At 67.8% G+C, this 14,781-nt stretch carries 8 protein-coding genes and 1 rRNA gene; 3 read left to right on the forward strand and 6 right to left on the reverse strand.

Going from position 1 to position 14,781, the window contains the following annotated elements; all coding sequences use genetic code 11:
- Together rrf and ACIQJ5_RS12480 are read left to right on the forward strand one after the other, a co-directional pair.
- Positions 1–76: ribosomal RNA gene (rrf, locus tag ACIQJ5_RS12475) — 5S ribosomal RNA — on the forward strand; the annotation flags it as partial.
- 317 nt (positions 77–393) lie between these two features.
- Entirely contained in the window at positions 394–3,225 is a 2,832-nt protein-coding gene (locus ACIQJ5_RS12480) for an immune inhibitor A domain-containing protein (RefSeq protein ID WP_402844380.1), read from the forward strand.
- A 763-nt stretch (positions 3,226–3,988) separates the two neighbouring features.
- Here the strand turns inward: ACIQJ5_RS12480 and ACIQJ5_RS12485 are convergent.
- The 6 genes from ACIQJ5_RS12485 to ACIQJ5_RS12510 all read right to left on the reverse strand — a co-directional run bounded on the left by ACIQJ5_RS12485 (position 3,989) and on the right by ACIQJ5_RS12510 (position 13,628).
- Positions 3,989–4,630, reverse strand: a complete 642-nt coding sequence (locus tag ACIQJ5_RS12485) for a hypothetical protein (RefSeq protein WP_402844383.1) — start codon at positions 4,628–4,630, stop codon at positions 3,989–3,991.
- 179 nt (positions 4,631–4,809) lie between these two features.
- Positions 4,810–5,331 (reverse strand): DUF6318 family protein, encoded by a 522-nt coding sequence (locus ACIQJ5_RS12490; protein ID WP_402844388.1) that lies wholly within the window; start codon positions 5,329–5,331, stop codon positions 4,810–4,812.
- A gap of 141 nt (positions 5,332–5,472) precedes the next feature.
- Complete coding sequence (locus ACIQJ5_RS12495; RefSeq protein WP_402844391.1) at positions 5,473–8,835, reverse strand: ATP-binding protein; 3,363 nt, start codon at positions 8,833–8,835, stop codon at positions 5,473–5,475.
- Positions 8,832–9,983 (reverse strand): DUF4194 domain-containing protein, encoded by a 1,152-nt coding sequence (locus ACIQJ5_RS12500; protein ID WP_402844394.1) that lies wholly within the window; start codon positions 9,981–9,983, stop codon positions 8,832–8,834. The genes ACIQJ5_RS12495 and ACIQJ5_RS12500 overlap by 4 nt, the downstream gene beginning before the upstream one ends.
- Positions 9,980–11,452 (reverse strand): DUF3375 domain-containing protein, encoded by a 1,473-nt coding sequence (locus ACIQJ5_RS12505; RefSeq protein WP_231092990.1) that lies wholly within the window; start codon positions 11,450–11,452, stop codon positions 9,980–9,982. The genes ACIQJ5_RS12500 and ACIQJ5_RS12505 overlap by 4 nt, the downstream gene beginning before the upstream one ends.
- Before the next feature lie 205 nt (positions 11,453–11,657).
- Entirely contained in the window at positions 11,658–13,628 is a 1,971-nt protein-coding gene (locus ACIQJ5_RS12510; RefSeq protein WP_402844399.1) for an ABC1 kinase family protein, read from the reverse strand.
- 446 nt (positions 13,629–14,074) lie between these two features.
- Between ACIQJ5_RS12510 and ACIQJ5_RS12515 the strand changes: the two genes are divergently transcribed.
- The gene (locus ACIQJ5_RS12515) at positions 14,075–14,761 is read left to right on the forward strand and encodes a DUF998 domain-containing protein (protein WP_402844402.1); all 687 of its coding nucleotides are present in this window, start codon (positions 14,075–14,077) and stop codon (positions 14,759–14,761) included.
- Positions 14,762–14,781 lie beyond the last annotated feature (20 nt).

Raw genomic sequence — 14,781 nt, forward strand, 5'->3', positions numbered from 1 at the left:
GAACCCAGAAGCTAAGCCTCTCAGCGCCGATGGTACTGCAGGGGGGACCCTGTGGGAGAGTAGGACACCGCCGGACTCCTTTTAACACGAAAGCCCTGACCACCGCTGGTCAGGGCTTTCGTCATTCCCCCAACACCACACACCCGTTTCGGAGATCGTCGTCGAACGCTTGTTCGCGCCTCTCGGAGTCGGGTTTCTTGTTTTCTGCTGACCCGGAAGCGGCACCCGGCCACGTATGTACGACCCACGCCAACGTTAGGGTCCTTTCATTTTCAGCGACCCCTATTTTCAGGCACAGGGTTCCAGCGGTATTTGTTGTTTCTGCGCGCCTGATCGGCGCGCCACACCCGTGCCGCCGTGAGACCTTCGCGGCGGTGCCTGAAGGGAGAAGCAATGTCTGAACAGACGGCTCGCACACGACGACGTGTCGCGGCAACGGCGTCGACGTTCGCTCTGACTGTCGCCGGGATGGCGGCGTTCGGAGCGGTGCCGGCTCACCCGGCACAGGGGGATAGCCCGGCGCCCGCGTCGAATGCCACCGGCTCTGCAGCGGTCACCGGCTCCGGTTTCGATGACCACTACATCAACTACGTCGAGCCCCGCGTGGAAGGTGCCTTCGACACGTCGGATGACCACGTCGTCGCCGACCAGAAGGGTAACGTCCGCGGTGCCGTGAGCGCCTCTGCGATCGAACGGGCGAAGGAGAACGACCAGAAGCACGCGCAGGGCAATCCGGTGGCCGCGCGCCAGCTGGCGGCGACCGAGGCCCAGGCGGTGAAGACCGGCAAGAGCCCCAAGAACCTGAAGCAGTCGAAGACGACGCAGCAGGCCAAACTGCTCACGATCCTGGTGGAGTTCGACGGAACGGAGGACTTCTCCGATCTGCAGGTGCCCACGAGCTTCGGCGCGACGGACTGCAAGGCCGGCGACGTGCAGGGTCCCACCCTCCACAACGGCATCCCGAACCCGGCGGATGCGTCGCACCCCGACAACAACACCATGTGGGTGCCGGACTTTTCGAGCGAGCACTTCAACAAGATGCTCTTCTCCAGCACCGGGATCACGGATCGTGTCCGCACCGACCTCACCGGGCCCGACGGCAAGCCGGGGTTCGACATCTCCGGCTACACGATGAAGAACATGTACGAGGAGATGTCGCGCGGCGCGTACACCCTGACGGGTGAGGCCACGGCCTGGGTGAAGGTGCCGCACTCCGAGGGCTACTACGGCGCCACGGTGTGCCACCTGAACCCGGAGACGGGCGCGTATGAGGCCGGCCCCATGCAGGACATGCAGGGTCACCCCGACAACCCACTGGGACCGGGCCAGCTGCCGATCGACGCCGTGGCCGCGCTGGCCGAGCAGAGCCCGGACTTCCCGTGGGCCGACTACGACATCGAGGACCAGGGCGACGTCGATGGTGACGGCAACGTGAACGAACCCGACGGCATCATCGACCACGTCGTGCTCGTTCACGCGGGTGAGGACAAATCCGGTGGTGGTGGCGCCGAGGGCACCTACGCCATCTGGGCGCACTCGTCCGATGTCGCCGGTGGCGCGCCGATTCCCGGCACCGACCTGAAGATCCAGAACTACATCGTTCAGCCGGAGAACTCCGGTGTGGGCGTGTTCGCCCACGAGTACGGTCACGACCTCGGTCTGCCGGACCTGTACGACACGTCGAACGCTGGCAACTCGGACATCGACTTCTGGGATCTCATGAGCTCGGGTTCCCACTCCGGCCCGATCTTCCAGTCGATGCCGACCCACATGGGCATCTGGGACAAGTGGGTGCTCGGCTGGGTAGACCTTGAGGAGGTCAACCCGGGTGATGGCACCAAGACCATCAAGGTCGGCCAGACATCGCGCCCCGCCAAGGGGACGAAGGATGGCATCAAGGTGAACCTGCCGGACAAGCAGATCGTCCTCGCCGAGCCGCACAGCGGTTCCGAGATGTGGTACTCCAACGCCGACCAGGCGTGGGCTGACGCGACGCTCACCCGCGCGATTGACAGTGTTCCCGCCGGAGCCACGTTCTCGATGTGGAACAACTTCATCATCGAGGAGGACTGGGACTACGGCTTCGTGGAAGTCTCCACCGATGGCGGTAACACCTGGGCGGAGCAGAAGGTCTATGACGACGCGGGAAACCTCGTCTCCACCGACGACGGATACTCGGACCCGAACGGCCGGATGGCTGACTTCGGAGGTAAGAAGTACGGCCTCACGGGCACGACCGACGGCTGGCGTCACGACAACATCGACCTGTCGGCTTTCGCCGGGCAGAACATCCAGGTCCGTCTGCGCTACGCGACCGATGCTGCGTACATGGATCGCGGATGGTTCTCCGACGACTTCTCGCTGACTGCTGGCGGAACCACCCTGTGGGGCGACGACGTGGAGTCGGGTGACAACGGCTGGACTGCCGCTGACGGTACGTTCACCGACACCACCGGTGCCGGATGGACGCGTGACAGCGGAACCCAGATCAAGGCGCAGTACTACCTGGTGGAGTGGCGCAACCTCGACGGTTTCGACGAGGGCCTGAAGTACGGATACACCACCGTGTACAGCGATGACGCGTGGAAGGTGGAGAAGGTCGCCTACAACGCCCCCGGTGCGCTGGTCTGGTACCGCGACACCACTTACGGCAGCTCCAACCAGGTCACGGCGAACCTCACCGCGCTGCCGAGCTACGGTGCGAAGGGTGGTCTGCTCCTCGTGGACAGCCACTTCGATCCGCTGCGGCGCACGGGAGCTGAGGCTGCGCTCGACCCGTCCCTGCTGAAGAACATCTCCAGCCGCGCCCAGTCGTCGAACGCCGCGTTCGGTCTGCAGGCCACGTACCCGCTGCGTGACTGCCTGGTGGATGCCGACTACAACGAGGCGTGCACCGACTTCGGTCCGTTGCCGGCGGTGAGCACCTTCACCGACGACAAAGGCTGGGTGGCTGGTCTTGAGCTTCGCGACGGCCAGCTCTACAACCGCATGCGTGACGCGTCGGTTGTCGTCCCGTCCGTGGGCGATGCGCCGTACACCACCCGTGTGGTGAACCCCGATGGCACTCCGGCCACAGGCGTCTACGGGCTCGACCTCGGCTTCACCACTCTCGGTACTGGCAACCCCGCTGACGCGGGCGTCGGCTTCGGAACGGTGATCTCCGTGAAGAAGTCCATGCAGAACAACACGGCAGCGCTGATCTCGGTCACCGCTCCGCGCGAGTGATCTGATTCACTACGAAGCGCCGGTCCTCCTCCGAGGGCCGGCGCTTCGTCGTTGTGCGCAGCGTGTGGTGCCCTGCGGGGGAAGGGGGGGGCTTCACCGTTGCCGTCGCCGACCCTGACCATGAGGTGAGCGGACACAGGGTGTGCCGCGTGGGTCGGGCCGCCGGGCCTTCGTTGTGCTGCCGGGCTTTCGGTGTGTGCTTGCCGGTGGCCTACGTTCGCTGGTGGGATCAGGCGTCGGCGGTTTCACCGTCGCCATTGCCGACTCTGACCGTGGGGCGAGCGGACACGGCGGTGTGCCGCGTGAGTCGGGTTGCCGGTGCTTCACCGTCTGGTGAGCCGCGTTCGGAGGGGTGCACTGCCTTCGTTGTGCTGCCGAGCTTTCAGTGTGGGCTGCCGGCGACCTACGTTTGCTGGTGCAACCAGGTTTGGGCGCTTTCGCTGGGCAACGACTGCTATCCAACTTCGCGGTGTGGCGCGACCGCTGTCTCATGTTCACGGTGTTGCGGCGCGCCCGGCGACCTTCATCGAGTGGTGATCTGTGGTCAAGCCCAGGGCAGGTCGAGTGGTCTCAGAATGTGCTGTGCCTGGGACACCGCCAAGCAGATTCTGCGACCACCTTCGTGAGTGCTCTCAGGCTCTGTTCCTCGGCTGCGCTCCGGCAGCACTAATTGAGACCGGTATGACGGAAAGGAGGAAATGACGTGGTCCGCCACCGGGCGACGACGGCCCGGCGACCGGTGGCGAGAGCTGACGACGGTATGTCAGCAGCCGGGTGCGGGGGTGGTGGTGCAGGTGGTGCGTACGGGCGCGGTGTGTGCGGCGAGGATGCGTATGGTCGGTCCGGGTGTGGTGATGGTGATGGTGCCGCGGACCGGGCGGGGGATGCCGTCGGGAAAGGTGATGGTGGCGGTGTAGGAAGTGGTCACGGTGGTGGGGTACTGGCCGCGTGCCGCGTAGGTGTGGGAGACGGTGGCGGGGTTGTCTGCAGTGTGGGTGGGCGCGGTGTTGTCGCCGTGGTCGAGGCTGTAGCCGGTGGGAGTGAATGTGACGGTGACGGGGTGGGTGAGGACGGTGCCGGTGAGGGAGTGCGTGGTGGTTGTGAGGGTGATGGGAAGGGGTGTGTTGATGAGGGCCATGGCTTCATTGGGCACCGTGGCTGTGGGGTCGTGTGGGGTGAAGCTGATGAGGTCGGTGTTGTAGATGGTGTCGGGGTAGGTGGGTTGTGTGGGCGTGGGTGTGGGTTCTGTGGGTGCGGGTGTGGTGCAGCCGAGGGGCGTGAGGTTGTCCCAGCAGAGATCTCCAGGTCCGGGCGGCGCCGGTACGGGGTTCGGAGTGGTGTCATCACCCCCACTGTCACCGTCGTCGGAGCCCGTGCCCTCACCTGGCTCCGAACTGGTCGGCATCTCGTCTGATGGGCCAGGGACCGGCTCCCAGCCTCCGCCCGCGATGTCAACGCCACCACCGTCGTTCGTGATGTCGCAGTTGGCGAGATAGCCGCAGCTCTCCGACTCACTCGCAGTTGAAGCAAGGCTGATTGTCTGTCCCAACACGGCGCTGACGAGGATGAACGCGGCTGTGCTCCTCAGCACGGTGTGGATCCTTCTCGTCGAACCAGATCGGAAACGCGCCACTGCCCGTCCGGATCGTGAACAACGACAGCGGTGCGCTCGCGCACTGGCGAACTAGACGTACGAACCTGCTCTGTTCCCGAGGCGTCGAAGAAGCGGAGATTCGAGACATCCACACAAACAAACAAGCTGACCTGCTGATCTCGGTGATCCGGGCTGATGCCTACGACGGAAAACTGAACAGCGCCTTCCGTTCGCCAGCCGGCCTCGAACAACTCCGAGTAGGTGCGCCGATCCGCTTGGTTTTGATTGCCGGTGCTCAGGGAGTAGAACGCTTCGAGCGATGAAGCATCCGTCCAATCGATGTGGTTGCTCGCATCCGTGTAGTTCGAGAGTGCCGCGACCGCCGCCTCCACGTCGGCGTCGGACGCGGGGGCTGGGGTGGCGGGGTGGTAGATCGGAGTGGCTGCGGGACGTGTCGGTGCGGTGGATGATTCCGCCGTGCACCCCGTGAGCGCCGCGAGGCTCACCAGCATCGCGACACCGACTGCGGCGGGGGACGCCGTGGGACCGAACCGGGGGCGGGGTCGTGTCAGCATCCCCCGAAGCTAGACGCAACGGCGGAGGCCGCGACGAGCCTGTCCACAGCTCGGGTACGGGGGAGGAACGGCCGGCCCCTACACCGCGACGCGGCGGAACGGAGTGACGTAGGACTTCATCTCGGCGGACTTGGTGACCGACCACATCACGTCGACGTGGGGCTCGAGACCGGTGACCTTGTCGAGCGGGGCGGCGATGATGAGCTGGAACCCGAGGTCGCGCCACGCAGTGACGGCACGGCCGGCGAATTCGGAGTCCGACTTCACGAATCCCTCGTCGAGGATGACGGTGGCGAAGCGGGGTTTTGCCCGTCGTTCGTCACCGAGCTGGTAACGCAGCGCCGATCCGACGATGAAGGCCACCAGCTCCTGGGTCTCTCCGCCGGATTTGCCGGCGATGTCGGTGTACGTCGACACGACACGGCCATCGGAGGACACGCGTGACGCGGAGATCTCGATGTGCTGGCGCACGTCGAGGAGGCGGTCACGCTCCAGCGTGGATCCGTTGACACCCACGTCGATCTGCGTCATGAAGTCGCGCAGCTCGACGAACCGGCTCTCCGCCTCGGCATCGCTCCATTCCAGGGAGGCGGAGCTCAGCCGATCCAGCTGGCGACGGAAGCGCAGGAGGTAGTCCGGCGTGGAGTGACGCACTTCGATGCGCAGACGATCCTGACCTCCGGCACCGAAGGGCGTGCCGCGGAGGATGTCGTTGATCGGATCGAGGCGCTCGTCGATCGCGTCGAGCGCACGCTGGTACTGGTCGCTCAGCAGCTTCAGGTCATCGCCCGACCACTTCTGGAAGCTGCGGCGGAACGCCTCCAGACGCTGCGGCAGACCGTTGCGCACGATCTCGTCGAGAATCGCCTCGTACTCGTCGAACGCCTCGATGCCGGAGCCGCGATTCAAGTCGGGCCAGCGGGAGTCGAACATCTCGAAACTGCGGATCAGGGCCTGCTCGGCGCGGGCCGCGGCCTGTTCCGCAGCGGCCAGATCGGTGGAGACCGCCTCGCGGACGAGCGCGATCACCCGTGGCAGGTCGGCACGGGTGAAGTCGCCGCCCAAGCGCACGGATTCCGCCGCCAGCGAGGCACGGTCCGCCTCGTCCAGCGTCGCCGACTCGCGCCGTTCGATGGCATCGAGCAGGGTTGCCACGTCGTCTTTGCGATCGACCACGCGTCCCCATTCGGCATCGAGCTCGATCGCCGCCTTGCCGGCGATCACCGACACCGCCCGCTGATCCTCGCGTTCCGTCACGAGCTCCGCGCGTCGTGCCTGCAACTGCTGCAATGCGTCGGAGTCGGTCGTCAGCGCCTCGTACTGTTCCCGCAGGCCTGCCACCTGCTCCGCCGCCGTGGCAGCGTCGATGTCGTCCCAGGCGGTGGACAGCACGATGCCGAAGGCGGCCGAACGGCGGTTGTGCGCGTCCAGGCGCTCATCGCACTCCTGCAGCTGCGCGGCCAGTGCGGTACGTTCGCCGTCGAGCGCGACGGCCTCCTCGGCGATCTCGGACATCCGCATCTCGCCGGAGAATCCCAGGACGTCGCGCTGGCGCAGTGCACGGCCGTGCGCGCCGCGGGAGCCCCGCCGGGTCTGGCCGTTGATCGTGACCGTCGGCTCATCGGCCTCGAGGTCCGCTGCGTCCTGCACGCACAGGTGATCGATCGCATCGCTGGCGACGTGCTCGGCCAGCCACCCGGTGAACGGCCCGTCCTGGAACACCAGACGACCGGAGATGTAGCGGGTGTCGGCGGGGCGGCGGAAGGGGACGTCGACGGGGACGGCCTGGTTCTGCAGGCGCAGCCCGAGTTCCCCGGCCTGACCTGCCACGAAGGTATCCATCACGCGACGGATCTGGGGCGCGCGACGTTCGTCGATCAGCATGGTGAGACCGACGCCGCGCAGCGTGTCCTCGGCGGCACGACGCCACTCGGCGAACTCGGGGGCGATGTCCATCAGCTCGGCGGCGAACGGAAGATCGCGCGGGTCCACCCCGGCGGCTGCGGCGATCCGGCGGCGGGCTTCGTCGTGCTCCACGGGCACTCGGCCTGCGCGCGCTCCGAGCGACGCGCGCTCCTCCTTCAGCGCCTGCAGCCGCGCATCGACCCGGCCCCGGGCGGCGACCACGCGATCGCGCTCGGCCTGCAGTGCCATGAACGCGTCGGAGGACGACCCGGCGTGCGCCTGCGCGACCGCGCGCAGCTCGGCGAAGGAATCGGCATCGAGCGCGTCGATGGCCAGAGCCTGCACCTTGTCGAGGAACTCGGATCTCTTGAGCTGCTTGCGCGCGAGCTCGGCGCGAGCTTGCTCCAGCTGCGATTCCAGCACCTGCATCGCGTTGCCGCCGTTGTCACGGATCTCCTGATCGATGACTTCGAGCTGTGCGTTGAGGGCGGAGATCCGCGCATCCGCAGCGGCCTTCTCGGCCTGTGCGCGCTCCTTCTCGATACGGGTGCGGCTCTCATCACGATCCAGCAGATCGCGCTCGGTCAGCAGGCTCCAGAGCCCGAACGCCGATTCGTGCGCGTTGACGCCGAGCCGGTCCAGCCGCTCCGTGCGCGCCAGCGCGTCGCGTCGTTCGTTGTACAGATCGCGGATGGGGGAGAGCACCCGCTGCTTCTCCTCCGCGATGCGGATGTCCTCGTAGGTCTGGTTCAGCGCCCGGAACTGCTCGAGGGCCCGATCCGCTGCGCCGAACGTGGCCGGACGCTCCAGCACCAGTTCTTTGAACAGGCGGTCCACCGTGCGCACCTGGTGGCCGGCCTGCACGCGTGCGAGGAGGCGAAGCGCGTTGTCTCCGCTGTCCACTCCGCCGATGCCGAGCCGCGTGGTCACGTACTCGAGGAACTTGCCCGGGGTCTCGTGCGTCTCGATGCTCGGCAGCGTCTCGCGCATGCGGCGCACGTCGAAGCGGGTCTCGGCATACCGGTCGAGCTCGGACAGGTCGACGTCTGCGGCGACGGTGAACATCCGCATGCGGACGTCGGCCGCGTTCGTCGCTCCGGCCGGGGCGATGAAGGTGCGCATCACCGTGAGCACGCGATCCGAGTCGTCGGTGAAGGTGGCCGCGATCGCGCCCCAGATGGGGGCGTCGCCGCCGCGGAGCACCGTGTCGGTGATCTCGTCGCCCTGCCGCGTGGAGTCGATCTTCCCGCGCAGATAGCTGAGCACGTTGCGCTGGGTGGCGCTTCGCGCGCGGCCCGTCGTGGCGTCGTTCGATGCGCCGTTGAAGGGCACGTTCGTCGGCATCATCAGGGCGAGGTATGCGTCGAGGATGGTGCTCTTGCCGGTGCCGGAGCCGCCGGAGATGAGAGTGGCGTCGTGGCCGAAGTCGATGCTGTGATGCCCGTGGAAGCCGCCCCAGTTCACCAGCTGCATCGTGGTGAGACGCCACTGTGCGGTGGCGTCGTCGAAACCCTCGAAGAGTGCGGGGATGCTCACTCGGCCTCCTCCTCGGTGTATGTGTCAGCTTCGGGCGCGGCGTCCCTGCCGGTGCCGGTGTCTGCGCTGGTGCTGGTGTCTGCGCTGGTGCTGGTGTCCGTGCCGGTGCTGGTGTCACCCGCAGCAAAGCCGCGATGGTCGTTGTCGTGGGCGGCACCCGGCCGGTTCTCTTCGCGGAACCAGGCCAGCAGCGCCGGCAGTTTCTGCGCCGGGAGCACGGACTCGATCACGGCCGTGATGAGGTACCGGTCCGGATCCGTGGTGCGGGCCAGGGCGCCGAGTCTCACGGCGGACTCGATCGCCTTCTGTGCGCGATTGCGGTCTCCGGCTTTGTCTCCGGCATCCTGGGGTCGGTACAGCGCGATCTGCTCGAGCAGTTCCTCGGCGCTCACCGACACGTGCTCCACGCCGTTCGCGCGCTCGGTGAGCTGGCGCTGACGCAGATGCAGCAGCAGCACCGTCTCCTCGCGCGTGTAAGTGGCCTCATGCAGCAGCGGCGGGACCGGCGAATCGGTCTCGGAGCGAATCTGGAACTTGAAGGCCACCCCGTTCGGATCGATGCGGAGGTCCAGAAAGAGGTCGTTGAGGCGTGACCGGATGAGCGCCTCGTCCTCACGCAGCACGGCCCAAGCCTCGGGATCGGCGGTCGCGGTGATCGTGGGCTTCTTCAGGATGCGCACCAGAGCTCGCCGCTGGGCGAGGGTGAGCATGCCGGAGTCGCCGTCCCAGAGCGCGGAGCGACCGGACAGGGCGGCGTCCTCCAGCGAGTCCGTTCCCTCGAAGGCAGCGGTATCAGCACTATCGCCGACGGTGCGATTGGCGTTGGCGTCGGCGTCGTAGGTTGCGGCGTCGTCGCGGGTGTCGTCGTTGTGCGGGTTCGCATCGTCGGACGCGACGCCGATGGCTGGTGCCTCGTGAGCTGCGGCGTCGTCGGTCTTGCGTTCGCGGGGTGCCTCATGGGCCGGTGCGTCTTCGTCCGTCCACATGTCCACGCGGATGTCGTCGTCGTGCGGGTTCGCATCGTCGGAGACCGCGTCGCTGGCCGGCTCCTCCTGAGCTGCGGCGTCGTCGGTCTCGCGTTCGCGGGGTGCCTCATCGGCCGGTGCGTCTTCGTCCGTCCACATGTCCACGCGGGTGTCGTCGCTCATGCGTCCTCCTCTGCGTGCAGGGTCTCCGCGTCCGCCGTGATGCGGGGGATCGCGAAGGTCTGGGGTGTTCCGTCGGGACGGTGCGTGCGCACGGTCTCGGTGTCTTCGTCGCGGTTGAGGTCGGCCGTCATCTGCATCAGCCCGAACAGCTCCACCGGCCGGCTGAGCTCAGCGGGCAGCGTGTTGAACGCCTCGGCGATGGTGGCAGCCCCCTCGGCGAGTCCCGCGGTCAGCGCAGCGCGCACCTCCGCGGTGAGGGGACCGCCCTGGAGCCGGACATCGGCGAGGTCGGGGCCTTCGGGGATCTCACCGGAAGCGGGGTCAAGCCGCGCGACGGGACGATCGTTCGCGGGGGAGTGGAAGTTCTCCTTGACGTGATCGACGTCGATGCGCCCGGGCTGCTCCCACAGCGCGGGAACCGTGTCGCGCACGCGGGCGGTGTCCATCCACACTGAGAGCTCGTCGTGAAGGGCCGCCAGCAGGCGGGTCACCTCGCGGTCCTGGGCCGAATCGTGACTGGTGATGTGCTCGCCCAGCACGCGGTGCAGCCGTGTGCGCGTGTGCTGGACATCCCGTAGCCCGCGCCGCAGCACGTCGGTGGAGCGGCGGAACATTCGCGCGTCCTCGGCGCGGATCTCTCCGGCGAAGGGGTGGTCGAGGATGGTGGCGAGGTCGTCCTGGAACGCACGCAGTAGCTCACGATCGTTGAGGATCGCGAGGGCTCCCTCGAAGGCTCGCCCTTCCTCGGTCTCCTGCGAGAGCTGCGCGCTTCGGCTGAGGTACTCCTCCAGCACCTCGCCCTTCGGGCGGTCCTCGGCGCGGAACTGCTTGATCAGGTCGCGCCGCATGGCGTCCAGGGACTCCTCGACGCGCCGGAAATCGCGAGGCAGCTGACTGAGCAGGTCACGCATGTTGAGGTAGCCCTCGAGCATGCGGCCATCTCCGGCGCGATGCAGTTCGCCCCCGGCCTGGAGACGGTTGCGTTCAGCGGTGAGGGCGGCGATCTCCTTGTCGAGGGCGGTGATGCGGGCGTCACGATCGGGATTGGCTTCACCGGCGAGGCGGCGCACTCCGTCGACGATCATCGTCAGTCGCGATTCGCTGAGCAACGCGCGATCAGCCGTCAGACTCTCCACGACGCGCTGCGCTCCCAGTGCGGCGGACGTCAGCTCGTACGCCTCGTCGTTGTCATCGTCGTGAACCCGGTTGATCCAGCGTGCGTTCATCCAGGCGGTGCACAGCGAGCGGCCGTCGCCCTGCGGAACGTCGTAGCCTCCTTCGCGTGCTTCGGCGAGGAAAGCGTCCACCCGCACGTGCACGCGGTCGGCCTTCACCGACTTCGCCGACTGATCGAAGACCTCGCGAAAGACCGTGAGGACGAAGGGAGCGCGCTTCGTGCGCAACAGCCGGAGGGTGGGACTGTGCGTCGCCGCCGAGATGCGCGCGAGTTCAGCGGTGACGTCGCTCATCGCTGCTTCCCCTCGGCCGAAACCGCGCGGCACCGGGTGCACCGCACGGCCTTCCAGGATACCGCGGGCGGGTGGGCGCCCCCGCGTTGTTCCGCGGCCGTCGGGAAGTCGTCTCGCTGCTCAGAACCCGCGGGCAGCGCGCTTGCGCTCCGCGAGGGAGGCGTCGCCCCACGCAGGGAGTGACGGTCCTGGTCGTCTATCCCGTTCAGGAACCGGGGCGACGGCGGAAGAGACGCACGAGGAGGCGGAAGGCCAGAGCGGTGCCGGCCGTTCCGACAACGGCGCCGACGAGGGGGAGCAGGCCGATTCCGGGTCCGATCTGCGGTCCGTCAGCCACGGTGAACAGGCCGGCGCCGACCCCGATGAGCACGGCGGCCAGGACGCCGGACACAGCATCCGTGACCAGCGCGCTCGCGAAGCGACGGTCATCCGCGTCGGCGAACGCGCGGGTGCGCACCACGAGACGGCCGCTCGCGAGGTCGTCGGATACGCGTTCGATGCGCTCGGGAAGCCGGCGGGCGATCGAGAGCGCAAGCGCCGCTTCGATGGCGGCGTGCTGCGCGAGCTGAATCGGCTCCAGGGAACGGTGGATGAGGGTGGGGAGGATGCCGCGCATCGCGGCGATCTCGTCGAAGCCGGGAACGAGCGCGCGCAGGGTGCCCTGCAGAGATGCGAGCGTTCGGAATGCGCCGGCCACGTCACCCGGCACCGCGATCCCGTGGCGGGAGAGGAACCGAACCAGGTCCGCGACGAGCGCGGTGAAGTCGGGGGAGCCCGCCAGATGCAGGGTCATGAGCCGGCCGAGCTCTCGTCGCATCGCGTCAGTCGAGCCGCGCTGCCGGCGGTCACCGAGATCGAATGCGAGCGTGAGGGCCGTCGCTGCGGCGAGATCGTCGCCGGTGAGCAGGGCCAGCAGCAGGAGCGAGAGCTGCCGCCGCGTTTCGGGGTCGATGACGCCGATGGCGCCGAAATCGAGCATGCCGATGCGGCCGTCCTCCCGGAGCAGCAGGTTGCCCGGATGCAGGTCGGCATGGAACACCCCGTCCACGAAGATGCTCGTCGCCACGCGCGAAAGCAGGGCATCGGCGAGTTCCGCACGTCTCTCAGCGGTCAGCGTGGCAGCGGCATCCGCGAGCTTCACGCCGTGGAACCGCTCCATCACCAGAACGTTCTCGCGGGTGAGGTCGGTGATGACCTCGGGCGCGGTGATCAGCGGGTCACCGACGAGCCCCGCGCTGCAGGCGCGCGCGTTGCGGGCTTCCGAACGGTAGTCGAGCTCGCCGAGGAGCGAGCGGCCGAGGCCCTCTGCCAGCGCGACAGCGCCGAGGTCGCGCGCCCACCCGAATCGCTGCTCGGCGCTGACCGCGAAGCGGCGCAGGATCGAGGTGTCCACGCTCACCTGCTGCACGGCGCCGGGTCGGCGGACCTTGACCACCACCTCCGTGCCGTTCGGCATCCGTCCGGCGTGCACCTGGGCCAGCGATGCGGCCGCGAACGGCGTACGGTCCAGTTCGGCCAGCAGCGCGTCCGGCGACCGGCCCCAGGCTCGTGTCAGCTCGGCCTCGACGATGTCGGCCGGGAGCGCGGGGGCGTCGGACTGCAGCGTGGTGAGACTCGCGGCAAGCGCCGGAGACACCAGCTCCGGCCGCGTGGAGAGCACTTGCCCGATCTTCACGAAAGTCGGCCCCGCATCGCTCAGCGTGCGCGTGATGGCGGCTGCGAACTCGGGGGAGTCCGGGCCGCCGCGCGCTGAACGCCAGAGCCGGCTGGCCGCGGTGACCCGCAGCAACGACACATAGCGAACCGAGCGACGCGCACCGCCCGCGAGGGAGCGGGCGATGTCTGCGAACGTGCCGTAGCGCCCCGTGGGCAGCACCGCTTCGCCCATCACCAGGACGCCCAGGGCGGCGACGCCTACTCCCAGGATCACCAGGAGCATGATGAACAGCCACCACAGCACGGACTGCGTGCTGGGTGTCGTGCCCGCCGTGATGCCGAGCTGCACCGCCACCGGCCCCGCGATCTCCGCGACCACGACCATCGCGATCAGTGCCAGGACGAAGCTGCGCCATCGCGCGGGCTGGCCGTCCAGAGCGCGTCGCAGGAGCGCGCCGATGACCGCTGCGATCGCGATGCTCACGACGATCGCGATGAGGTTGCCGAACAGATACTGCATGGAATCCGCCTCGCTGTGGTCGCTTCAGGATCGCACGTCGGCAGCTGGGTGTGGACGGAATGCGGGTGTCTGGGGGAGTATCCGCCTCGCTGTGGTGGCGTCGGGATCGCGCGTTGGCAGCTGGGTGTGGACGGAATGCGGGTGTCTGGGGGAGTATCCGCCTGGCTGTGGCGTCGGGTCGTATGTCGGCAGCTGGCGTGGACGGAATGTGTGGGGGAGTGTCCGCCTCGCTGTGGTGGCGTCGGGATCGTATGTCGGCAGCTGGGTGTGGACGGAATGCGGGTGTCTGGGGGAGTATCCGCCTGGCTGTGGTGGCGTCGGGATCGTATGTCGGCAGCCGGGGTGTGAGCCGAATGCCTGTATCGGCGAGAACCTGCCCCGCACGGATGCGACCGTGATTGGAGCCAGCGGCGCGCAGGCAGGAGAGAATGAATGTATGCGCGTACATGACTCTCGGGAACTCCCCGCTCCGTCCCCGGCCGTCCCGCCGCTTCTGCGCGCGGCCGGCATGTTGTGGGTGCTTGCGCCCCTCTGGTACCTGTTGTGCGAGGCCGTCGCGGCAGCCGCCTTCCCCCGGGTACGACTACGCGCGCTTCTACATCAGCGACCTCGGGGTCCCCGAGCATGCCGAATTCCAGGGCAGGATGCTGGAGTCCTCGCTCCCCGCGGTGATGAACGCGGGATTCATCGGCACCGGTCTGTTCTTCCTGCTGGGCGCGATCCTCGTCATCTCGTGGCTCGGGCTCCGCGGTCCGGGCATAGCGTTCCTCATCCTCGCCGCCGTGCACACCGCGGGCATCGTCTTCGTCGGCCTCGTCCCGGGCTCGCCCACGAATGCCCGGCTCGGTTGGATCACGATCCACGCGCTGGGGGCGGTGGCGGCGATCGGCGCGGGTAACGCGGCCGCCATCGTCTCCCGTTGGGCCCTCGCGCCTGCGGGGTTGTCGCGGCGCACGCTGTGGGTGGGACCGGTCCTCGGCTTCGCCGGCTTCGTCAGTGCCGTGCTCCTCTCGCTGCACGCCGGGCTTCCGGACGGGGTGTGGGAGCGCGGTGCGGTGTATGCGTTCCTCCTCTGGCAGTTGCTGGCGGGTCTCATGCTCCTGCGGGCAGCGTCGTCCCCAGCCCCTCGGTGAGCCGGGACGACCTCGGAGTT

It is taken from the genome of Microbacterium sp. GXS0129 (assembly GCF_044769785.1).
In the GTDB taxonomy this organism is placed as follows: Bacteria; Actinomycetota; Actinomycetes; order Actinomycetales; family Microbacteriaceae; genus Microbacterium; species Microbacterium nymphoidis.